Origin of the sequence: Actinospineispora eucalypti, from assembly GCF_039543365.1 — a bacterium.
GTDB lineage: Bacteria > Actinomycetota > Actinomycetes > Mycobacteriales > Pseudonocardiaceae > Pseudonocardia > Pseudonocardia eucalypti.
Genome location: NZ_BAABJP010000026.1, coordinates 99,124 through 119,281, shown reverse-complemented (window position 1 = coordinate 119,281; position 20,158 = coordinate 99,124). Strand labels below are relative to the sequence as shown.

Annotated in this window: 16 protein-coding genes; 4 read left to right on the top strand and 12 right to left on the bottom strand. The window is 71.6% G+C overall.

All coding sequences use genetic code 11. From position 1 onward, the window contains the following. Positions 1 to 12 precede the first annotated feature (12 nt). Positions 13 to 441 carry an SRPBCC family protein gene (locus tag ABEB12_RS23845; RefSeq protein WP_185065885.1) on the bottom strand — a complete coding sequence of 143 codons (429 nt, stop codon included), beginning with the start codon at positions 439 to 441 and terminating at the stop codon, positions 13 to 15. Between the two features lie 53 nt (positions 442 to 494). Between ABEB12_RS23845 and ABEB12_RS23840 the strand changes: the two genes are divergently transcribed. After that, positions 495 to 1,052 carry a TetR/AcrR family transcriptional regulator gene (locus tag ABEB12_RS23840; RefSeq protein ID WP_185065886.1) on the top strand — a complete coding sequence of 186 codons (558 nt, stop codon included), beginning with the start codon at positions 495 to 497 and terminating at the stop codon, positions 1,050 to 1,052. Between the two features lie 361 nt (positions 1,053 to 1,413). On the opposite strand, the gene narI is transcribed toward ABEB12_RS23840, so the two are convergent. Genes narI through ABEB12_RS23820 form a run of 4 tightly spaced genes read right to left on the bottom strand, consistent with a single transcriptional unit; the run spans position 1,414 to position 8,151 of the window. Beyond that, positions 1,414 to 2,145, bottom strand: a complete 732-nt coding sequence (gene narI, locus ABEB12_RS23835; RefSeq protein ID WP_185065887.1) for a respiratory nitrate reductase subunit gamma — start codon at positions 2,143 to 2,145, stop codon at positions 1,414 to 1,416. Next, on the bottom strand, positions 2,142 to 2,774 hold the full coding sequence (gene narJ, locus ABEB12_RS23830; RefSeq protein WP_185065888.1) for a nitrate reductase molybdenum cofactor assembly chaperone: 633 nt from the start codon (positions 2,772 to 2,774) through the stop codon (positions 2,142 to 2,144). Before narJ ends, narI begins: the two co-directional genes overlap by 4 nt. Next, positions 2,771 to 4,444, bottom strand: a complete 1,674-nt coding sequence (narH, locus tag ABEB12_RS23825; RefSeq protein ID WP_185065889.1) for a nitrate reductase subunit beta — start codon at positions 4,442 to 4,444, stop codon at positions 2,771 to 2,773. The genes narJ and narH overlap by 4 nt, the downstream gene beginning before the upstream one ends. Next, complete coding sequence (locus ABEB12_RS23820) at positions 4,444 to 8,151, bottom strand: nitrate reductase subunit alpha (protein WP_185065890.1); 3,708 nt, start codon at positions 8,149 to 8,151, stop codon at positions 4,444 to 4,446. Before ABEB12_RS23820 ends, narH begins: the two co-directional genes overlap by 1 nt. A 177-nt stretch (positions 8,152 to 8,328) precedes the next feature. Between ABEB12_RS23820 and ABEB12_RS23815 the strand changes: the two genes are divergently transcribed. Both ABEB12_RS23815 and ABEB12_RS23810 read left to right on the top strand, forming a co-directional pair. Then, positions 8,329 to 9,567: an MFS transporter gene (locus ABEB12_RS23815; RefSeq protein WP_185065891.1), complete on the top strand. Its 1,239-nt coding sequence runs from the start codon at positions 8,329 to 8,331 to the stop codon at positions 9,565 to 9,567. Then, the gene (locus tag ABEB12_RS23810) at positions 9,564 to 9,989 is read left to right on the top strand and encodes a hypothetical protein (protein ID WP_185065892.1); all 426 of its coding nucleotides are present in this window, start codon (positions 9,564 to 9,566) and stop codon (positions 9,987 to 9,989) included. Before ABEB12_RS23815 ends, ABEB12_RS23810 begins: the two co-directional genes overlap by 4 nt. Here the strand turns inward: ABEB12_RS23810 and ABEB12_RS23805 are convergent. The 5 genes from ABEB12_RS23805 to ABEB12_RS23785 form a co-directional block, all read right to left on the bottom strand. Continuing rightward, positions 9,970 to 10,644 (bottom strand): methyltransferase domain-containing protein, encoded by a 675-nt coding sequence (locus ABEB12_RS23805; protein ID WP_185065893.1) that lies wholly within the window; start codon positions 10,642 to 10,644, stop codon positions 9,970 to 9,972. The two genes, ABEB12_RS23810 and ABEB12_RS23805, sit on opposite strands and share 20 nt — an antisense overlap. Before the next feature lie 217 nt (positions 10,645 to 10,861). Continuing rightward, entirely contained in the window at positions 10,862 to 11,767 is a 906-nt protein-coding gene (locus ABEB12_RS23800) for a universal stress protein (protein ID WP_185065894.1), read from the bottom strand. Then, positions 11,736 to 15,215: a thiol reductant ABC exporter subunit CydD gene (cydD, locus tag ABEB12_RS23795; RefSeq protein WP_185065895.1), complete on the bottom strand. Its 3,480-nt coding sequence runs from the start codon at positions 15,213 to 15,215 to the stop codon at positions 11,736 to 11,738. The genes ABEB12_RS23800 and cydD overlap by 32 nt, the downstream gene beginning before the upstream one ends. Further along, a complete protein-coding gene (gene cydB, locus ABEB12_RS23790) occupies positions 15,212 to 16,318 on the bottom strand; it encodes a cytochrome d ubiquinol oxidase subunit II (RefSeq protein ID WP_185065896.1) in 1,107 nt (368 codons plus the stop codon). Before cydB ends, cydD begins: the two co-directional genes overlap by 4 nt. A 13-nt stretch (positions 16,319 to 16,331) precedes the next feature. Further along, positions 16,332 to 17,747, bottom strand: coding sequence for a cytochrome ubiquinol oxidase subunit I (locus tag ABEB12_RS23785; RefSeq protein ID WP_185065897.1), 1,416 nt, complete (start codon positions 17,745 to 17,747; stop codon positions 16,332 to 16,334). Between the two features lie 371 nt (positions 17,748 to 18,118). Between ABEB12_RS23785 and ABEB12_RS23780 the strand changes: the two genes are divergently transcribed. Then, positions 18,119 to 18,781: a response regulator gene (locus ABEB12_RS23780; protein ID WP_185065898.1), complete on the top strand. Its 663-nt coding sequence runs from the start codon at positions 18,119 to 18,121 to the stop codon at positions 18,779 to 18,781. Here the strand turns inward: ABEB12_RS23780 and ABEB12_RS23775 are convergent. Both ABEB12_RS23775 and ABEB12_RS23770 read right to left on the bottom strand, forming a co-directional pair. Then, on the bottom strand, positions 18,770 to 19,747 hold the full coding sequence (locus ABEB12_RS23775; protein ID WP_185065899.1) for an Acg family FMN-binding oxidoreductase: 978 nt from the start codon (positions 19,745 to 19,747) through the stop codon (positions 18,770 to 18,772). The genes ABEB12_RS23780 and ABEB12_RS23775 overlap by 12 nt on opposite strands. Positions 19,748 to 19,875: 128 nt before the next feature. Then, a complete protein-coding gene (locus ABEB12_RS23770; RefSeq protein ID WP_185065900.1) occupies positions 19,876 to 20,049 on the bottom strand; it encodes a CBS domain-containing protein in 174 nt (57 codons plus the stop codon). Positions 20,050 to 20,158 lie beyond the last annotated feature (109 nt).

Here is a 20,158-nt window from a genome sequence, read left to right as displayed (position 1 = left end):
GCCTGAGATTACCTATGCCGAATTGCCGGCACCCGCGCTGACGGCGGCGCGTAGTGAGGCCGCTTCGGTGTCGACCATTGAGCGGATCTTCGCCGCGCCGAGGCGGCCGAGGGGTGAGCCCAGTGGGCCGTCCATGGTGAAGCTCAGCTCAACCGTGCAGGCGGCGTCGCCGGCCGGGGTGATGATGTGGTCGGCCGACTGGCGAACGCCGAGCCGGTTGCTGCCCCAGCGGAAGCGCCGTCCCGTCTCCAGCAGGTCGACGGTGTAGGTGGCGACGCCCCGACCCGGTTGCTTGATGCGCAGGACGGCGCCGGTCGCCAGCTGGTCGCCGGTGATCGACTCCACGGTGGGTGTCCAGGAAGGCCAGTGGTGAACGTCGGCCAGGACCGACCAGGCGCGGTCGGCGGGGACGTCGAGGGTTATCCGGGTTGCGTGGTGCATGCTGGAGCCTCCTGGTTTGACCATTTGGTCTAGTTTGCGTCAGGATAGACCAAATGGTCAAAAATGGCGGTGGTCGGCCCCGGCAGGCGCTGGCCGAGGCCGCGCTGGAGTACCTGCTTGCCGGCGGCCGGCCGGAGCAGAGCCTGCGTGCGCTGGCGGCCGGGATCGGAGTCAGTCACTCTTTGCTGCTGTACCACTTCGGTTCCGCCACGGGTTTGCTCGGCGCGGTTCACGTGGCTTGTGAGCAGCGGGAACGGGAACATTTGGCGGCGCTGCGAGCGTCCGGCGACGATCCGGTCGCGGTCATGCGCGCGATGTGGCGGCACCTGTCCGAGCCGGCTCTGTGGCCGCTGTATCGGCTCGGGTTCGCCCTGCGGGTCCGGGCCGACGTCCCGACCAGCGATCAGCAGGCGCAACGCGACGCGTGGGTCGACGCGCTCGGCCCGCTTCTGGCCGCGACCGGGGTGAGCGGACCGGTGGTGCGCGATGAGGCGTTGCTGTGGGTGGCGACCGCCCGGGGCCTGCTCTGGGAGCTGGTCACCGGCGCCGACCCGGACGCGGTACACCGCGCCGCCGAGCGTTTCATCGCGCAAGTGGGTGCCGCTCGGTAGCTTCGCTCAGCGGTCGGGCGCTTAACCGGATCTGGAGGGCCCGTCTCCACTCGTCGCGCTGTCGGCGAGGCCGTCCAGCGCGGCCGGTGCGGAAACGAGACAGCCGCCGCCCGGAACCGATGCATCCGGCTCGGGCGGCGGCTATCCCCTTTGCGGCTCTGAGGGGTGTCTTTCCCGGACGGTGAGCCGCACACTGAATAACGCGTGGTACGGGAGGCCGTTACGTGCTCGATCGGGTAGCGCCCGCGCGGGCCGCGTCCTACTCGTGTGTCGCGGTCCGGCAGGCCTTTCTTGGCTCGCACGTTGAAGCCGGCACTCCGCCAGGAGACCGCAACGGTTTCGGGTGTCAGCCCGGGTCCGATCAGCGGCTCGGTTCCCAGCCGCGGCGCACGGGCCGGCTGCCGGGACTTGCCGACCGTGAGCGGTAGACGATGTAGGGCCGGAAGAGGTAGCCCAGCGGCGCGGTGAACGCGTGCACGAGGCGAGTGAACGGCCAGATCACGAACAGCGCCATGCCGATAAGGGTGTGCACCTTGAACCCGAGCGAGGCCGCACTCATCGAGGCGACGTCGGGTTGAAGCACGAACAGCGACCGGAACCAGGGCGACACGGTTTCCCGGTAGGGGTGTTGTTCACCCAGCACGCCGGTGCCGAGCAGCGTGGTTGCCAGGCCCGCGAGGATCGCCGCGACCAGGACGATGTACATGGCCTTGTCGTTGCGGGTGGTGGCCATGAACACCGGACCGGTGGTGCGCCGGCGGTAGATCAGGATGCCGACCCCGACCAGGGTGCAGAATCCGGCGATCGCGCCCAGCACAAGCGCCTGGAGGTGATACGCCTGCTCGGTCATGCCGATTGCTTCGGTCCAGCTGGCCGGGATGATCAGACCGATGACGTGGCCGATGATCACTACGAGCAGCCCGAAGTGGAACAGGGGGCTGCCGATGCGCAGCAGCCGCGACTCGTACAGTTCGCTGGAGCGAGTGGTCCAGCCGAACTTGTCGTAGCGGTAGCGCCAGATGGTGCCCCCGATCAGCACGGCGAGCATGACGTAGGGCAATACCGCCCACAGCAGTAGGTCGATCCAGCTCATCGGGTTGCTCCCAGCTCGAAGGGGGGCAGTTCCAGGCCGACCTGTTCGCGCGGTGGGCCGGTGCGGGCGAGTGCCTTGGCTTCGGCGAGGTCGGCGGGCGAGGCACCGGGCAGCAGCGCGCACACCGCCTGGACCGGGGCCGCGTACGGGGTGGTGGCCTCGAGCAGCGCCAGGCGCAGCAGCTCGATGCCCGGCCGGTGTTCCTGGAGCAGCGCCAGTCCGTCGGCCAGCTCGACGGTCGCGGCGTATTCGAGCACGATCGGCAGGTAGTCCGGCAGCTCGGTGCCGGTGAGTTCGGTGCCCGCCTCGCGGTAGCGCCGCTTCAGCTCGGCGAGGGCGCCGCCGCGCCGGCGGGTCTCGCCGTGGGTCCACCAGGTCAGGTAGAGGCAGCAGCGTCGGCGGCGGTCGAACACGTCCACGTAGTGGCGGGCGAGCTCCCCGGGTAGCTGTGCCCGCGTCCCGTCGAGGAACGCGCGTAGGTGCTGTTTCGGGTCGCTGTCGGGGAGTGCCTCGACTCCGGCGTGCACGGTAGGCCACAACGCCCGCACCGTGTCGTCGGGATATTGCAGGCATACGGCCGAGGCCTGCAGCACCGAACGGGCCGCGCTGGTGGGGTAGTGGAGGTTCATCGCTGGTCCGACGGGTCGCGCCGGCGCGGGAACAGGCCGGCTGGGCGGCCCTTGCCGTCCCAGTTGAGCAGGTTCACCCGGCCCCGCGGCATGCCTGGGTCGGTGACCTCGTCGCTGGTCTGCCGGTTGCGCAGCGCGTGGAAGGTCTCCACCGACACCGGAGCCGGGCGACCGGAGGCTTCGCCGAAGGGGCCGCTGTCGAGCATGCCGGGTCCGCCGTCGAAGTCCAGGCTGCAGCCGATTTCTTCCAGGTCGTGCGCCTGGGCCTGGTGCGTGGTGGGGATGACGTAGCGGTCCTCGTACTTGGCGATGGCGAGCAGCCGGTACAGCTCGGTCAGCTGGCCGCCGGTCATCCCGACCTCGGCCGGGATGGACTCGTCGGCGGGGCGTTCGAGAGTGATGTCGCGCAGGTAGGAGCGCATCGCGGCGAGCGTGCGCAGCACCCGGCGGACCGGTTCCGGGTCGCCGGCGGTGAACAGCTCGGCGAGGTACTCGACCGGGATGCGCAGGGCGTCGATGGCGCCGAACAGGTTGCCCGCCCGTTCGCCGTCGTGGCCGGTCTCGGTCAGCCGCTCCACCACCGGCGACAGGGGCGGGATGTACCAGACCATCGGCATGGTGCGGAACTCCGGGTGCAGCGGCAGCGCCACCCGGTATTCCTTGGCCAGCCGGTACACCGGGGAGCGGCGTGCCGCGTCCAGCCAGTCCTCGGGGATCCCCTCGGCCCGCGCGCCGGCGATCACCTCGGGGTCGGTGGGGTCGAGCAGGATGTCCAGCTGGGCCTGGTAGAGGTCGTGCTCGTCGGCGACGGAGGCGGCCTGGGTGACCCGGTCGGCGTCGTAGAGGAACAGCCCGATGTAGCGCAGCCGCCCGACGCAGGTTTCGCTGCACACCGTGGGCAGCCCGACCTCCACCCTGGGGTAGCAGAAGGTGCACTTCTCCGCCTTGCCGGTGCGGTGGTTGAAGTAGACCTTCTTGTACGGGCAGCCGGTGACGCACATCCGCCAGCCCCGGCACTGGTCCTGGTCGACCAGCACGATCCCGTCCTCGACCCGCTTGTACATCGCCCCGGACGGGCAGGAGGCCACGCAGGACGGGTTGAGGCAGTGCTCGCAGATGCGCGGCAGGAAGAACATGAACGCCCGCTCGTAGTCGAAGCGCACCTTGTCCTCGCACTCGCGGCGCAGCCGCTGCACGATCGGGTCGGCCGGGCCGTGCTCGGGGGCGCCGCCGAGGTCGTCGTCCCAGTTGGCGCCCCATTCGATGGCCATCGGCTCGCCGGTGAGCAGCGACTTGGGCGCGGCGACCGGGAAGTCGTCGCCCAGCGGGGCGCTGGTGAGGTTCTGGTAGTCGTAGGTCCACGGCTCGTAGTAGTCGCGGATGTTCGGCAGCACCGGGTTGGCGAAGATCGAGAGCAGCTTGCGGAGCCGCCCCCCGGCCTTGAGGGTGAGCCGCCCGCGCCGGTTTCGCACCCAGCCGCCGCGCCATTTCTCCTGGTCCTGGTAGCGGCGTGGGTAGCCCTGGCCGGGGCGGGTCTCCACGTTGTTGAACCAGACGTACTCCACGCCGGCGCGGTTGGTCCAGGCCTGCTTGCAGGTGACCGAGCAGGTGTGGCAGCCAATGCACTTGTCCAGGTTCATCACCATGCCCAGCTGGGCCATGACCTTCATCAGTACCGCACCTCCTGGCTGGTCCGGCGGCGGATCACGGTGACCTCGTCGCGCTGGTTGCCGGTCGGGCCGAGGTAGTTGAACGCGAACGACAGCTGCGCGTACCCGCCGATCAAGTGGGTGGGCTTGACCAGGATCCGGGTCAGCGAGTTGTGGATGCCGCCGCGCCGGCCGGTGGCCTCCGAGCGCGGCACGTTCACCACCCGCTCCTGGGCGTGGTAGACGAACACCATGCCGGGCGGTAACCGGTGGGTGACGACCGCGCGGGCGACCAGCACGCCGTTGCGGTTGACCGCCTCCACCCAGTCGTTGTCGGCCACCCCGATACCGGCGGCGTCCGGGACGCTCATCCACACGACCGGCCCGCCGCGGGACAGCGCCAGCATGAACAGGTTGTCCTGGTACTCGGAGTGGATCGACCACTTGGAGTGCGGCGTCAGGTAACGCACGGTGACCGAGGCGCCGTCGCGCACCTCGCCCGGCGTCGGTTCGCCGAACAGCTTGTGCATGTCCAGCGGCGTGCGGTAGAGCGGCAGCGCCTCACCCATCTCGTGCATCCAGTCGTGGTCGAGCAGGAAATGCATCCGCCCGGTGAGGGTGTGCCAGGGCTTGAGCCGTTCGGTGTTCACGGTGAAGGGCGCGTACCGGCGCCCGCCGGTCTCGCTGCCCGACCACTCCGGGCTGGTGATCACCGGCACCGGGCGGGCCTGGGTGTCGGCGAAGGTGATCCGCTTCTCCTCGCTGCCCTCGGCGAGGTCGGCCAGCCGTTGCCCGGTGCGCCGCTCCAGCTGCCGGAACCCCTGCACGGCCAGCCGGCCGTTGGTGGTGGCGGACAGCGCGAGGATCGCCTCGGCCAGCTTGGCGTCGGTGTCGATCGCCGGGCGCCCGTCACCGGCGCCGCCGAGCATCACCCCGTTCTTCGCGGCCAGATAGCGCAGCTCTTCGTCAGGCTGGTAGGTGACCGCCTTGGTGGTCATGCCCAGCCGGTCCAGCAGCGGGCCGAGGCTGGCCAGCTTGTCGGCCACCGCCGGGTAGTCGCGTTCGACCAGCACGAAGTTCGGCATCGTCCGGCCCGGCACCGGCTCGCACTCGCCGGCCCGCCAGTCGAGCACCCGCCCACCCGGCTGCGCGGTCTCGCCCGGGGTGTCGTGCTGCAGCGGCACCGCGACCACGTCGTGGCGCACCCCGAGGTGGGTGCGGGCCAGCTCGGAGAACCGGCGGGCGATCGCGTGGAAGGCGTCGAAGTCGGTGCGCGACTCGAAGGGCAGGTCGATCGCCGGGTTGAACGCGTGCACGAAGGGGTGCATGTCGGTGGTGTTCAGGTCGTGCTTCTCGTACCAGGTGGCGGCCGGCAGCACCACGTCCGAGAGCAGTGTCGAGCTGGTCATCCGGAAGTCCAGCGACAGCAGTAGATCCAGTTTCCCCTCCGGCGGATCGCCGTCAGGCCAGCTCACGTCCCGGGGGCGCCGGTCGGGCGGTGTCTGCTCGGCCATCAGGTTGTTGTGCGTGCCGAGCAGATGTTTCAGGAAGTACTCGTCGCCCTTGGCGGAGGAACCGAGCAGGTTCGCCCGCCACAGCGTCAGGCAGCGCGGCCAGTTCGCCGGGGCGTCCGGATCCTCGATGGCGAACCGCAGCCGGCCGTCGCGCAACCGCCCGGCGACGTGTGCCGCGACGTCCGGGCCGGCGGCCTGGGCCTCGTCGGCCACGTCCAGCGGATTGCGGTCGAACTGCGGGTAGGACGGCATCCAGCCCAGCCGGGTGGCCAGCGCGAGGGTGTCGATGGTGTGCATCCCGGCGAACCGCCCGCTGCCCAGCGGGGAGGCCAGCGCGTCGGCCCGGTATCCGTCGTAGCGCCACTGGTCGGTGTGCGTGTACCAGTACGCGGTGCCGATCATCTGCCGGGGCGGGCGCTGCCAGTCGGTGGCCATCGCCATGGTGGCCCACCCGGTGGCCGGCCGGCACTTCTCCTGGCCGACGTAGTGCGCCCAGCCGCCGCCGTTGCGGCCCATCGACCCGGTCAGCATCAGCAGCGCCAGCACCGCCCGGTAGGTGGCGTCGCCGTGGAACCACTGGCAGATCCCGGCACCCATGATGATCATGGTGCGGCCGTCGGACTCCTCGGCGTTTCGCGCCATCTCCCTGGCCACCCCCACCACCTGCTCGGCGGGTACCGAGGTGATCGGCTCCTGCCAGGCGGGGGTGTACGGCTCGGCGGCATCCTCATAGCCGGACGGCCACGTGCCGGGCAGGCCCTCGCGGTGCACCCCGTACTGGGCCAGCATCAGGTCGAACACCGTGGTGACCAGCCGCCCGGCCACCCTGCGCGCCGGAACGCCCCGGCACAGCACGCCGCCGGAACCGTCGATCGCGTCGAAACGGGGCAGCAGCACCTCCGCGACGTCGGAGGAGCCCAGCAGGGTCAGCTGGGGCGAGACCTCGCCGAGGTCCAGGTTCCACCGGCCCACCCCGGACTCGGTGTAGCGGAACCCGAGCGAGCCGTTCGGCACCACCGGCTCCCCGGTGCGCCCGTCCAGCAGCACGGTCCGCCACGCCGCGCCCTCGTCCTCCTCACCGAGGTCGGCGGCGGTGAGGAACTTGCCGGGGACATAGCCGCCGTCGCGGGCGTCCAGGGTGACCAGGAACGGCAGGTCGGTGTAGCGGCGCACATAGTCCACGAAGAACGGCACCCGCCGCTCGACGAAGAACTCCTTGAGCACCACGTGGCCCATCGCCATCGCCAGCGCCCCGTCGGTACCCGGCTGCGCGGGCAGCCAGGTGTCGGCGAACTTGGTGTTGTCGGCGTAGTCCGGGGACACCACCACGACCTTCTGGCCCTTGTAGCGGGCCTCGGCCATCCAGTGCGCGTCCGGGGTGCGGGTGACCGGCACGTTCGAGCCCCACATCACCAGGTAGGTGGCGTTCCACCAGTCCCCGGACTCCGGCACGTCGGTCTGGTCCCCGAACACCTGCGGCGAGGCCACCGGGAGGTCGGCGTACCAGTCGTAGAACGAGGTCATCGCCCCGCCGATCAGCTCGATGAACCGCGACCCGACCGCATGGCTGACCATGGACATGGCCGGGATCGGGGAGAACCCGGCGATCCGGTCCGGGCCGTAGGCGCGGATGGTGTGCACGTGCGCGGCGGCCACGATCTCCACCGCCTCGTCCCAGGACACCCGCACGTGGCCGCCCTTGCCCCGTGCGGACTGGTAGCGCCGGCGCTTGTCCGGATCGCCGGTGATCTCGGCCCAGGCTTCGACCGGGTCACCCAGGCGCGCCTTCGCCTCCCGGTACATGTCGACCAGCACACCCCGCGCGTACGGGTAGCGCACCCGGGTGGGGGAGTAGGTGTACCAGGAAAATGCCGCGCCGCGCGGGCAGCCGCGCGGCTCATACTCCGGCGAGTCCGGGCCGACCGAGGGGTAGTCGGTCTGCTGGGTTTCCCAGGTGATGATCCCGTCCTTGACGTACACCTTCCACGAGCACGAGCCGGTGCAGTTCACCCCGTGCGTGGAGCGCACCACCTTGTCGTGGCTCCACCGGTCCCGGTAGAACACGTCACCCTCGCGGCCCCCTTCGCGGTAGACCGCGCGCAGGTCGGCCGAGGTGTCGCGGCGGGTGAAGAAACGCCCTGTGCGCAGCAACGCGTCAGTGGCTGGGCTGTCGAGTGCGCCGCCGGCGTGGTGGTGTGGTCCGGGTTCGGGCATGGGCGCCTCCTCGGCAGGTTGCCCACCCACGGTGGCAGCGCCCACCGGGCCGATCAATACCCCGGGCGAAGGTGAGGACCAAGGTCCTTTCCTTCGAATCGAACCGGCCCTGCCGGGTACTCCAACCGCGAGGGACGCTTGTCCAGCAACCACCGAACCGGCGAAAAGGATCGCGTCATGCCCAGTGGAACGCCTCGACCAGCGCTGATGCTGGCAATGGCGACGGTCGGCTTCACGATCACCTTCTGGGCGTGGGCGCTGCTGGCCCCGCTCGGGGCGGCGCTGCGCGAGCAGCTCGGGCTCACCGCGTTCCAGCAGTCGCTGCTGGTGGCCACGCCGGTCATCGTGGGCTCCCTCGGGCGGATCCCGGTGGGTGCACTGACCGACCGGCTCGGTGCCCGCCGGATGTTCCCGGCCGTCGCGCTGCTCACCGTCGCGCCGGTGCTCTACCTCGGGCACGCCGCCGACTCGCTGGCCGGATACCTGGTCGGCGGGTTCTTCCTCGGACTCGGCGGCACGACCTTCGCCATCGGGATCCCGTTCGTCAACGCCTGGTACCCGCCGGCCCGCCGGGGCCTGGCCCTGGGCATCTTCGGCGCGGGCATGGGCGGCACCGCGATCTCCGCGTTCAGCACCGTGCAGCTGACCAAGGCCGTGTCACCCAGCTTCCCGTTCGACCTGGTCGCTGGCGTGCTGGTCGTCTACGTGGTGGTGGCCTACCTGCTGCTGCGCGATCGCCCCGACCGGCCGGTGCCGTCCGGTTCCATGCTGGCCCGGTTGGGCGCGACCCTGCGCATGCCGGCCACCTGGCAGCTGTCCTTCCTGTACGCGGTGGCCTTCGGCGGTTTCGTCGCGTTCAGCGTCTACCTCCCCAGCTACCTGGTCACCAGCTATCAGTTGGACCGTGCCGACGCGGCACTGCGCACCGCCGGGTTCGTGGTGCTGGCCGTGGCGATGCGCCCGGTGGGCGGCTGGCTGGCCGACCGCTATCAGCCGATACCGGTGCTGACCGGCGCCTTCGCCCTCGTGGCGGTGCTCGCGGCGGTCACATCACTGGAGGCGCCGCTGATCCCGGTCGGCACCACCGCCTTCCTGGGCATGGCCGCCGCGCTCGGTACCGGCACCGGCGCGGTGTTCGCGTTGGTCGCCCGGATGGTGGCGGCCGAGCGGGTCGGCGCGGTTACCGGCGTGGTCGGCGCGGCCGGCGGGCTCGGTGGATTCTTCCCGCCACTGGTGATGGGCCTGATCTACGGGGTGTTCGGCGACTACAGCGCGGGCTTCCTGCTGCTGGCGGCCACCGCCGCCGCCGCGGCGTTGTTCACCGCGACCGTGCTCCGGCACCGGGTTGCCGGCGCCCCAGGCCGCCGGCTCCGGCCGGCCACGATGTTCCGTCCGACCGTGAAGCGGGCGCGGTGAACGCCGCGTCCGCACTGACCGCCGCCAGCAGCCTGGTCTGGCTCGGCATGGTGCTCGGCATCTCGTTCCTGGAGGCGCCGCTGAAGTTTCGCGCGCCCGGCATCACCCTGCCTCTGGGCCTCGGCATCGGGCGGCTGGTCTTCCGGGCACTCAACCGGGTGGAGCTCGCGCTGTTGGTGGTGTTGCTCGCCGCCGTGGCGATCGCCCGCCCTGGCCCCGCTGCCGTGGCCGGCGTCGGTGCGCTCGCGCTGTTGCTCGCGGCGCAGCTGATCCTGGTGCGGCCCCGGCTGAACCGGCGCTCGGACCGGGTGCTGGCCGGGGAGCAGATGCCGCGATCCAGGGCGCACCACGCGTACGTGGCGCTCGAGGTCGCCAAGGTCGCCGCGCTGGTCACGGTGGGGTTCACCACGCTCCTACCTTGACGCGGGCGCCCCGTGTGCGGGCGGCTGCGTGATTGTCCGCGGCCATCTCGGCGCCGGGGCGCAGGACGGCGACCAGGAAGTCCGACTCATCGGTGAACGGACGGAGATCCCAGGTGGAAAGCCGAAGGTCGAACGCGAACGCGGCGGCCGCCGCGTCGGTGGCGAACTCGTCGAACCCGTAGTCGCGTCCGGCGCCGAAGCCGATCACCGCCCGGCCCTGGGGGGCGAGATGAGCACGCAGTCGTTTCAGCACCTCGCGGCGGGTGCTCGAGGCGAGAAACGGCATCACGTTCCCGGCGCAGACCACTACGTCGAACGGCGTGACGATCCCTCGCGCGGGCAGGTCGAGTTCCGCGAGGTCGCCGACCAACCAGCACGGCCCGGGATGGTCCTGCGCGGCGGCATCGATCAGGACCGGGTCGATGTCGACGCCGACGACATCGTGCCCGGCCTCGGCCAACGCGCCGCCGATCCGGCCCGGTCCGCAACCGGCGTCGAGGATACGGGCGTGGCGCGGCGCCATCGCATCGACAAACCGGGCCTCCCCGGCAAGGTCGTCGCCCGCGCGAGCCATAGCGCGGAAACGCTCGACGTACCAGGTTGAATGTCCCGGGTCGGCGGCGACCTTGCGCATCCAGATGCTCTGCTCGACCATGCGTGGATCCTCCTCGAACGGACAGGGCCACCGGTACTGGTCGGTGCCGGTGGCGATCAGGGCCTGGCAGGGACCCGCGCTGCATGGTCGGGACTGCGCGATGGTCTCGGGCCGAGCGGCGTCGATGGCGTGGGCAATGGAAGCCTGCCCTCGTCCGTGCGGCGTCTCGACGGCAGAAAGCCACCGGTCCGACCGTCTTTAGGCCTGCCGGGCGGGGTTACCAGAGCTGTTCGCGTGCGTGTGGATCCAGCCGCGCTCCGGTAGGGACCTCGGGCAGGACCAGCGCGTCCGGGTTGGCCACGATCACCGGGACCGGGCTGTGGCGCAGCACGGCGCGGCTGGTGGAGCCGAGCAAGGCCCGTCCGACCGGGCCGCGTCGTCGGCTGCCGGTCACGATGGCTTCGGCCCGGCCCGCGCCTCGCAACAACGCCGTGGACGGATCGCCGGACGGGAACCGGTACTCGACGTGGACGTTGGGGTAGCGCCGCCGCCAGACGTCCAGCTCCGCTTCCGGGCGTGGGTGCTCGGCCGACATGCGGGGGTGGTCGTGGCCGGCGTGCACCACGACGAGGGGGCGGCCCCGCCGGTTGGCCAGGTCGAACGCGACCTCAATCGCGACGGCGTCGTCGGGCACCGAGCTCACACCCAGGACGATGGGGCCGGCCTCGGTGTCCAGTGGCCATCGCCGCACGCCGACGACGGGGCAGTGGGCCTTGCCGCTGACCGCGAGGGTGGTGGAGCCGAGCAGGATCTCGGCGGCACCGCCGGCCCCGGTCAGGCCGAGCACCAGCAGTGAGGATTGTTCGCTGGCCTCGACCAGGGCGGTGACGGTGGTCGTGGGAGTGACTCGGGTGCGGGTCCACACCTCGCCGCGGTGGCGCTTGGCCTCCGCCTCGGCGCCGGCCAGGATCGCGTGGGCGTGTCCTTCTTCGGGTGTGTCGGGAAATTCGGGGCCGATGAACGGGGTGGCGTACAGCAGAGCCAGGTTGTGACGGCGCGCCACGGCCTCTTCCGTTGCCCAGCGGACAGCGGCCAGCGATGCCGTTGAACCGTCGACCCCGACGGTGACGGTCCCGGTCGGGAAGGAGGCCTCATACCGGGTGTCGGGAGCCTGCTCGTTCATGGGTGGCTTCTTTCGTTGACGTGGCGATGACCGGCCGGCGGGCGGACCGTGTCGAGCGTGTGCCGTCCGGGGTCCGGTGGGCGCCCATCGGGCCGGTGAGGGCCACGGTGGGCAGCCCGCCGAACTGCCGGGGCTGGTGGGTGACGATCAGGGCGGCCCGGCCGGTGGTGTAGGCCAGCAGGTCCTGGGCCAGGGCCGTGGCGGTCGGGGTGTCCAAGTGGGCGGTGGGTTCGTCGAGCAGCAGGATGGGGCGGTCGGCGAGCAGCGCGCGGGCGAGGCCGAGGCGTTGGCGTTCGCCCCCGGAGACGGGGGTGCCGTGCGTGCCGAGGCGGGTGTCGAGGCCGTCGGGCAGCGCGTCGAACCAGTCGCCGAGCCGGACCCGGCGCAGACCCGCGATCAGGTGGGTGTCGTCGGCGTCGGGTGCGGCGAGGCGGAGGTTCTCCCGCAGGGTGCTGTCGAACAGGTGGGTGTCGGGTCCGCACCAGGCGATCCGGGATCGCAGGTCGTCACCGGTGCAGCGGCGGGTGTCCAGGTCGTCGGCGTGGATGGTGCCGGCGGACGGGTCCAGGGTGCGCATGAGCGCGGCGAGCACGGTGGATTTCCCGGACCCGGACGGGCCGGTGAGGGCCAGCCGCCGGTCCGGGGAGACGGCGAGGGTGACGTTTTGGACGGCGTCAGTGGGTGAGTCTGGCCAGCGCACCGCCAGGTGAGTGGCGCGTAGTGAGCGGGTTGGCGGCACGGGCGCGGGTCGGCCGGGTTCGGTGCAGGTCGCGGGCATCTGGTCGAGCTCGGCCAGCCGGCGGACGGCGTGGCCGGCGCCGAGCAGGCGTTGGGCCGCCTCGGGCAGGCCGGTGACCAGTTCGGCGGTGGCGAGCGGGGTGAGCGCGAGCACCGCGAGCAGCGGCCCGGCCAGCCCGTCGCCGAGGGCCGCGACGCCGAGGGCGGCGCACGCCACCGCGGTGGCGCCGACGGCGAGGGTGGCCAGGCCGATCCCGGCGCCCCGGGTGAGCGCGGCGGTTCGCAGTGCCCGGGTAAGGGCGGTGTCGCGGGCGGCCACGGCGCGTTGGCGCGGTGCCACCGCGCCGAGGGCGATCAGGTCGGGTGCGGCGGTGAGCAGCTCGACGGTGCCGCTGACCACGTCGGCGCGCAGGGCCGAGGTGCGTCGTTCGGCGGCGCGTCCGGCCAGCGCGGACAGCCCGGGTGCGGCGATGCCGGCCACGGCCAACCCGACGAGCAGCGCCACTCCGGCCGCGGGCAGCAGCAGGCCTAGCCCGATGGCGGTGCCGGCGCCGACCACCGCGGCGGCCGCGACTGGGACGAGTCCGCGTACCAGCAGGTCCTGCTGGGCGTCCACGTCGGCGATCAGCCGGTGCAGCAGGTCGCCTCGGCGCAGCCGAGCCGTGGCGGCCGGGCCGAGCCGCACCAGCGCCTGCCACACCCGTACCCGCAGGTCGCCGAGCAGGCGCAGGGCGATGTCGTGCGAGATGAGCCGTTCCAGGTAGCGCAGCGCCGCCTTGGACAGCCCGAAGGTACGCACCGCGACGATGGCCACCATGAGGCTGAGTACCGGTGGGTGCAGGGCGGCGGTGGAGATCAGCCAGGCGGAGGTGGCGGTGAGTGCCACGCCGGAGGCGAGCGCCCCAGCGCCGGCTAAAGTGGCCAGCGCCAGTCGTGTGCGGTAGGGCCGGACCAGCCGCGCCAGCCAACGCCGGGCGCCCCCAGTCCCGATGTATTGGTCTTCGGGACGGATGACACCGGCCGCGGTGGGCGCTGCTGCGCCGCTGTCCTCGGGGACAGCCTGGCCGCTCTCGGACGGTTGGTTCGCCGCGACCGGGGTGGCGCCGGGCAGGGTGAGGACGGTGTCGCACAGGGCGAGGACGGCGGGTCGGTGGGTGGCGATGACGGCGGTGCGGCCGGCGAGCGCGGCGGGTAGAGCGGCCAGGATCGCCGCCTCGGTGTCGGCGTCCACCCCTTCGGTGGGCTCGTCGAGCAACAGCAGCGGCCGGTCGGCGAGCAGCGCCCGCGCGAGCGCGACCCGGCGTTGCTGCCCGGTGGACAGGCCAGCGCCCAGCTCGCCGACGACCCTGTCCAGCGGGATGTCCAGCCCCGCGGCGGTGGCGGCCGCGCGCACCCGCGCGTGCGTGGCCTCCGGGCGGCCCAGGCGCAGGTTCTGCTCGATCGTGCCGCGCACCAGGCGGGGTTGTTGGGGTACCCAGGCGATCCGGGCCAGCCAGGCGTCGCGGTCGATCTCGGTCAGGTCGACCCCACCCACGGTGACCCGCCCGGCGTCCGGGGTGCGGAAGGCCAGCAGCAGGTCGACCAGGGTGGACTTGCCGCACCCGCTCGGCCCGACCACACCGACCACCTGCCCCGGCGAGATCTCCAGAGTGAGCCGGTCGAGGATCGCGCTGGAGCGCCCGTCGACCCGTACGTCGTCCAGGCGCACGGGCAGCTTCGCCGGGTCCGGCGCCGGTCGCCGGCGGCCTTGCGGGGGTTCGGCGGCGTCGAGGACCGCGAACACGTCCTCGGCGGCGGCCAGGCCCTGGGCGCTGTCGTGGAAGCGGGCGCCGACCGCGCGCAGCGGCAGGTACACCTCCGGCACCAGGATCAGCACCAGCAGCGCGGTGTGCAGATCGAGGCCGCCGGAGACCAGGCGCAGCCCGACCGACACCGCCACCATCGCCACCGACAGCGTGGCCAGCAGCTCCAGGACGAGGGCGGACAGGAACGCCACGCGCAGCGTGCGCATGGTCTGGCCGCGGTAGCGCTCGGTGATCCGCCGGATCGTGGCCGCCTGCCCGCGTGCCCGGCCGAACGCGGTGAGCACGGCCAGGCCGGCGACCAGGTCCATGAAGTGATGCGCCAACACGCACAGCGTGTGCCACTGCCGGCGCACGTGACGCCGGGTGTAGAGCCCGATCAGGATCATGAACAGCGGGATCAGCGGCACGGTGGCCGCGACGATCAGCGCCGCGCCCCAGTCGGCCAGCAGGATGCGGGCACCGACCGCCGCGGGCACCACCGCCGCGAGCAGCAGCTGCGGCAGGTAGCGGGCGAAGTAGCCCTCCAGGCCGTCGATGCCGGTGCTGGCCAGGGTGGCCAGCTCGGCGGGCGAGCGGCCGCACGCGCGGGGCGAGCCGCGCAGCGCGTGCGCCACCAGCGTGGCGCGCAGCTGGGCCAGCACCGCCGCCGCGGCGCGGTGCGCGGTGGTCTCGGACAGCCAGGCCAGCGCGGCCCGCCCGACCACTACCGCGGCGAGCAGCCCGAGCACGCTGAGTAGCGCGTCGAGGGGGGTGTGGTCCAGGAAGGCGCGGCTGATCACGGTGGCGAGTAGGCCGGCCTGCGCGATGACCAGCCCGGCCCCGGCGACCCCGAGCGCGGCGGCCACCAGGATGAACCGGCGGGCGGCGCCCGCGTGGCGCAGCAGCCGGGGGTCGACCGGCCTCACCGCCCACCACCGGTAACCGCGCCCGGAGGCGTCACTGGGGGCGTCGAGGGCGGCAGCGGCTGCGCGGTCGGTGCCGCGTGGTGCTTGCCGGTCAGGCTCAGCCCAGTCGTGCCGGTGAAACCGGCGGGGCTGAGCCGCTTGCGGAACACCCAGTAGGTCCAGGCCTGGTAGGCGAGCACCACCGGAGTGAACACCACCGCCACCCACGTCATGATCGTCAACGTGTAGGGGGTGGAGGCGGCGTTGGTCACCGTGAGGCTGTTCGCGGCGGCCGTGGTGGAGGGCAGCACGTTCGGGTAGAGGCTGGTGAACAGGGTGGCGGTGAACGCCGCGATGGAGACGGCGGTCAGCGTGAATGCCCACCCCTCCCGGTTCATCACCGAGGCAACCACGCTGGCCAGCAGCGCGACCGCGGCGATGCCGGCGGGTATGGCGGTGGTGGCGTCGCCGTACACGAACTGGGTCCAGAACAGGAACCCGCCGGCGCACACCCAGGCGACGCCGGAGATCATCCAGCCGAGCCGGGTGGCCCGTTCGCGGATCTCGCCGGTGGTCTTGAGCGCGACGAACCGGCACCCGTGCAGCGCGAACACGCTCAGCGTGGTCAGCCCGCCCAGCAGCGCGTACGGGTTGAGCAGCGTGAACAGCGTGCCGGTGAAGTGGTGCCGTGCGTCCAGCGGGACGCCGGCGACGATGTTGCCGAACGCCACGCCCCACAGCAGTGCCGGGATCGCGGAGCTGGTCATGATGACCCGGTCCCAGTTGCGCCGCCACCGGGCGCTGTCGATCTTCGCCCGGAACTCCAGGGCGACCACCCGGGAGATCAGCGCGACCAGGATGATCAGTAGCGCGAGGTAGAAGCCGGAAAACAGGCTGGCGTACCAGGCGGGGAAGGCGGCGAAGGTGGCGCCGCCGGCGACCAGTAGCCACACCTCGTTGCCGTCCCAGACCGGGCCGATGGTGTTGAGCAGGGTACGGCGCTCGGCGTTGGTCCGGCTCAGCGGGGCGAGCAGCATGCCAACGCCGAAGTCGAAGCCTTCCAGGACGAAGTAGCCGGTCCACAGCACGGCGATCAGGACGAACCAGATGTCGGTGAGTGCCATCGCAGCGGTCTCCTCAGTACGCGAACACGGGTGGCAGGGACTGGCGCTCCTCGGAGTCCGGCTCGACCGGCTTCGGCGCGGGGTCGGCGCCGGCGCGCACGTAGCGGACCATCAGCACTCCGTCGACCACGGCGAGCACCCCGTAGAGCAGGGTGAACACGATCAGCGAGGTGAGCACCGACCCGGCGGACACCGACGGGGACACCCCGTCGGCGGTGCGCAGCACCCCGTACACCGCCCACGGTTGGCGGCCCATCTCGGTGAAGATCCACGCCACGCTGTGCGCCACGTAGGGGGCGGCCAGCCCGGCCAGGGCGCACCCGTAGAACCAGCGCTTGCGGGGTGTGCGGCCGCCCCGGAACAGCCACAGCCCGACCAGCGACAGCAGCCCGAGCAGGAATCCCAACCCGACCATGATGCGGAAGGTCCAGTAGGCGACCGGAACGTTCGGCCGGTAGTCACCCGGTCCGTAGGCCTGCTCCTCGGCGCGCTGCACGTCGTTGATCCCGGCTACCTCGCCGTCGAACGAGCCGGTGGCCATGAACGACAGCACCCGAGGAACGCGCACGCTGAACACCTCGCGGGAGCCGTCCAGCGTGCCGATGGTGAACAGCGAGAACGAGGCCGGTGCGACGGTGTCGTAGAGCGCCTCGGCGGCGGCCATCTTCATCGGCTGCTGCTCGGTCATCACCCGCGCCTGCACGTCGCCGCTGACCACCACCCCCAGGCTGGCGATCAGCAGGGTGACCAGCCCGAGCCGCATCGAGGGCCGGAACACCGCATGCTGCCCGTCCGAACCGCGGCGGCGCCACAGCTGCCAGGCGCTGATCCCGACCAGGAACGCCGCCGCGGTGGCGAAGCTGGCGAAGATCGTGTGCGGGAAGGTGACCAGCAGCGTCGAGTTGGTCAGCACCGCGCCGAAATCCTTCAGCTCGGCGCGGCCGGCGGCGTTGTTGACCACCGAGCCGACCGGGTGCTGCATCCACGAGTTCGCGGCCAGGATGAAATACGCCGACAGCATGGTGCCGATCGAGGCCAGCCAGATCGTGGCCAGGTGCACCCGTTTCGGCAGCCGGTCCCACCCGAAGATCCACAGGCCGAGGAACGTCGACTCCAGGAAGAACGCCAACAGGCCCTCGATGGCCAGCGGGGCGCCGAAGATGTCCCCGACGAACCGGGAGTAGTCGCTCCAGTTCATGCCGAACTGGAACTCCTGCACGATCCCGGTGGCCACCCCCATGGCGAAGTTGATCAGGAACAGCTTGCCCCAGAACTTGGTCATGCGCAGGTAATGCTCACGCCCGGTGCGCACCCACGCGGTCTGCATCACCGCGACCAACATCGACAGGCCGATGGTCAGCGGCACGAACAGGAAGTGGTAGACCGTGGTGATCCCGAACTGCCAGCGAGCCAGGTCCAGTGCGCTCATCAGCTCTCTCCACAAAGAAGGAAGTCCGCTGCCCACGACGGGCGGTGTCTCCCGCCAAGATCCGGCATCGACCGGTCGCGGGAGCAGGGTCGGAAGTCCCGAGCCGGGGAGACCGCGGCCCCTCTATCCGTGACCGGCGGCCCGGGTGCGCACGGCGCGGAGTGCACCGTGAGCCGTGCAGCCCGCGCTGGGGTCACTGGTCCCGAACGTTCGAGGAGCATGGTCATCGGACCTGCGCCGTTCGGGCCACACCGGTGACCTTGGTCCCGATCAGCGGCATCATTTGGCCACGTCGATGTGGTACCCGGGGCACCTAGCCTGGGGGCGAAGGTCTCAGCCGCTGGCTGAGCACGGCTTGAAGGAGCGCGCGGATGCTGAACGTCTTCCTGGTCGACGACCACGAGGTGGTGCGGCGCGGCGTGGCCGACCTGCTCGACGCGGAGGACGACCTGACCGTGATCGGGGAGGCGGGGTCGGTGGCCGAGGCGTTGGCGCGGGTGCCGGCGCTGCGCCCGGACGTGGTGGTGCTCGACGTGCGCCTGCCGGATGGCAACGGTGTCGAGCTGTGCCGGGAGCTGCGCTCGCGGCTGCCGGAGCTGAACTGCCTGATGCTCACCTCGTTCACCGATGAGCAGGCGATGATGGACGCCATCCTGGCCGGCGCTGGCGGCTACGTGATCAAGGACATCAAGGGCCTGGAGCTGGTCTCGGCGGTGCGCACGGTGGGTGCCGGGCGGTCGCTGTTGGACAACCGCGCGGCGGCCGCGTTGATGACCCGGCTGCGGGAGAGCGTCACGGAGCCGGGTCCGTTGGCCGGGTTGACCGAGCGCGAGCGGGATCTGCTGGTGTTGATCGGTGAGGGACTGACCAACCGGCAGATCGCTGAGCGGATGTATCTGGCGGAGAAGACGGTCAAGAACTATGTGTCGCGGTTGCTGAGCAAGCTCGGGATGGAGCGCCGTACTCAGGTGGCGGTGCTGGCCACGGAGCTGCGCGACCAGCACTCGCCACGTTCTCGGGGATCAGAACGGTAGTGGTTCGGCGGTCTCGGCCACCGGCCGTCGGGGCGTGGCGGGCAACTCTGAACCGCTGGGCGCCCACCCGGTCCGGATGAGCAGCTGAGGGCTGAGCTGCCCACCCAGCACGCGGTCGCGCAGGTAACGGCGGGTGTCGCCGATCTCCAGGGGTTGGCTGAGCGGGCAGGTGGCCAGCCCGAGGTCGGTGGCTTCCAGCAGCACCGCGCTGAGCGCCTCGCCGGCGCGCAGTTGGCTGAGCCGGTCGTCGGAAGTGGCGCCGAGCAGCAGCAGCCGAGCGCCGTCGGGCAGCTGCGCGCGGTAGGACAGCTCACCGCCCCGGAACGGCCGTGCGAACGGCACCGAGCGCGCGTCCTCGGGCGGCAGGTTGCGCGCCGGGATGCCGTCCGCGCTGGCGTGCCTGGCGGTCCACAGAGCGAGCTCGGTGTCGTAGCCGGGGACCTCGGCCTGCGCCCTGGCGGCGGCGTGGACGGCGCGCAGCACCCGACTGTGTTGGTCGGCATCGTCCAGGATGCGCAGCTGGGTGCCTTGCCCGGCGGCGGCCGCGACGAGCCGGTCCAGGAACGCGTCCGGCACCGGCCAGTCGCCGAATGGGCGCCGGTCGGTTCGGCGTGCGGTGATGGCGGCGGCCAGCCCCAGGTCGGTTTCGGGACTCTTCGCCGCGTGCAGCTCCACCGAGGCGAGGTGGTCGGGCTCGTCGAGGTTGGGGAAGCGGTGCACCCTGGCGCGCAGTCCGCAGGTGGCCAGCGCGATGCGCAGGTGGTGCAGGGCCGCGCCGCAGCTGAGCAGCATGTCGCGGCCGTCCGCGTCGGTTGCCGGCAACCAGCGGTTCAGGTCGGCGTAGAGGTGCACGCTGCGTTCCCCGAGGTACCAGTGCCAGGGCTGGCTGTTGTGGATCGACGGCGCCCGCGAGGCCAGCTCGAGTGCACCTGACACGGTGCGGTGGTCGATCAATGCTGCGTTCATGCCGGATCCTGTCGTTCGTGGTGCACGGCCTGTCCCGCGCAACCGCTGCTCGGAGTCTTCGTGGCCTTTTGACCTGCCGAAATGGTCAAGAGGCCCGGGTTTGAGGGACTCAGGGCACCCACGCCGCGCTAACCGGCCCGGCCCACGGAGAGCCCCGCGCGGTCCAGATCGCGGCGGGTGATGATCCCGACCAGCGCGCCGTCGTGCAGCACGGGCACGCTCAGCACGTGGCGGGACCGCATGACCCGCGCCAGTGCGGTCGCGTCCGCCTCAGGTGTCGTGACGATCGTGGCTGGGGCCATGACTCGGCCATGGTGTCGCTCCCTGCCCGCGTAGTCGGTTGCGTCACGAGCATCGGCTGCCCGCCCACTGTCGGGTAGGGGCGCGGGATATCCGAGCGCGAGGTCGAAA

Coding starts and splice junctions, on each gene's coding strand:
- ABEB12_RS23770 (WP_185065900.1), bottom strand. CDS start 20,049: ATGGCCCCAGCCACGATCGTCACGACACCTGAGGCGGACGCGACCGCA.
- narJ (WP_185065888.1), bottom strand. CDS start 2,774: ATGAACCTCCACTACCCCACCAGCGCGGCCCGTTCGGTGCTGCAGGCC.
- ABEB12_RS23785 (WP_185065897.1), bottom strand. CDS start 17,747: ATGAGCGCACTGGACCTGGCTCGCTGGCAGTTCGGGATCACCACGGTC.
- cydB (WP_185065896.1), bottom strand. CDS start 16,318: ATGGCACTCACCGACATCTGGTTCGTCCTGATCGCCGTGCTGTGGACC.
- ABEB12_RS23775 (WP_185065899.1), bottom strand. CDS start 19,747: ATGAACGCAGCATTGATCGACCACCGCACCGTGTCAGGTGCACTCGAG.
- ABEB12_RS23780 (WP_185065898.1), top strand. CDS start 18,119: ATGCTGAACGTCTTCCTGGTCGACGACCACGAGGTGGTGCGGCGCGGC.
- ABEB12_RS23815 (WP_185065891.1), top strand. CDS start 8,329: ATGCCCAGTGGAACGCCTCGACCAGCGCTGATGCTGGCAATGGCGACG.
- ABEB12_RS23845 (WP_185065885.1), bottom strand. CDS start 441: ATGCACCACGCAACCCGGATAACCCTCGACGTCCCCGCCGACCGCGCC.
- narI (WP_185065887.1), bottom strand. CDS start 2,145: ATGAGCTGGATCGACCTACTGCTGTGGGCGGTATTGCCCTACGTCATG.
- ABEB12_RS23800 (WP_185065894.1), bottom strand. CDS start 11,767: ATGAACGAGCAGGCTCCCGACACCCGGTATGAGGCCTCCTTCCCGACC.
- ABEB12_RS23820 (WP_185065890.1), bottom strand. CDS start 8,151: ATGCCCGAACCCGGACCACACCACCACGCCGGCGGCGCACTCGACAGC.
- narH (WP_185065889.1), bottom strand. CDS start 4,444: ATGAAGGTCATGGCCCAGCTGGGCATGGTGATGAACCTGGACAAGTGC.
- ABEB12_RS23805 (WP_185065893.1), bottom strand. CDS start 10,644: ATGGTCGAGCAGAGCATCTGGATGCGCAAGGTCGCCGCCGACCCGGGA.
- ABEB12_RS23840 (WP_185065886.1), top strand. CDS start 495: ATGGTCAAAAATGGCGGTGGTCGGCCCCGGCAGGCGCTGGCCGAGGCC.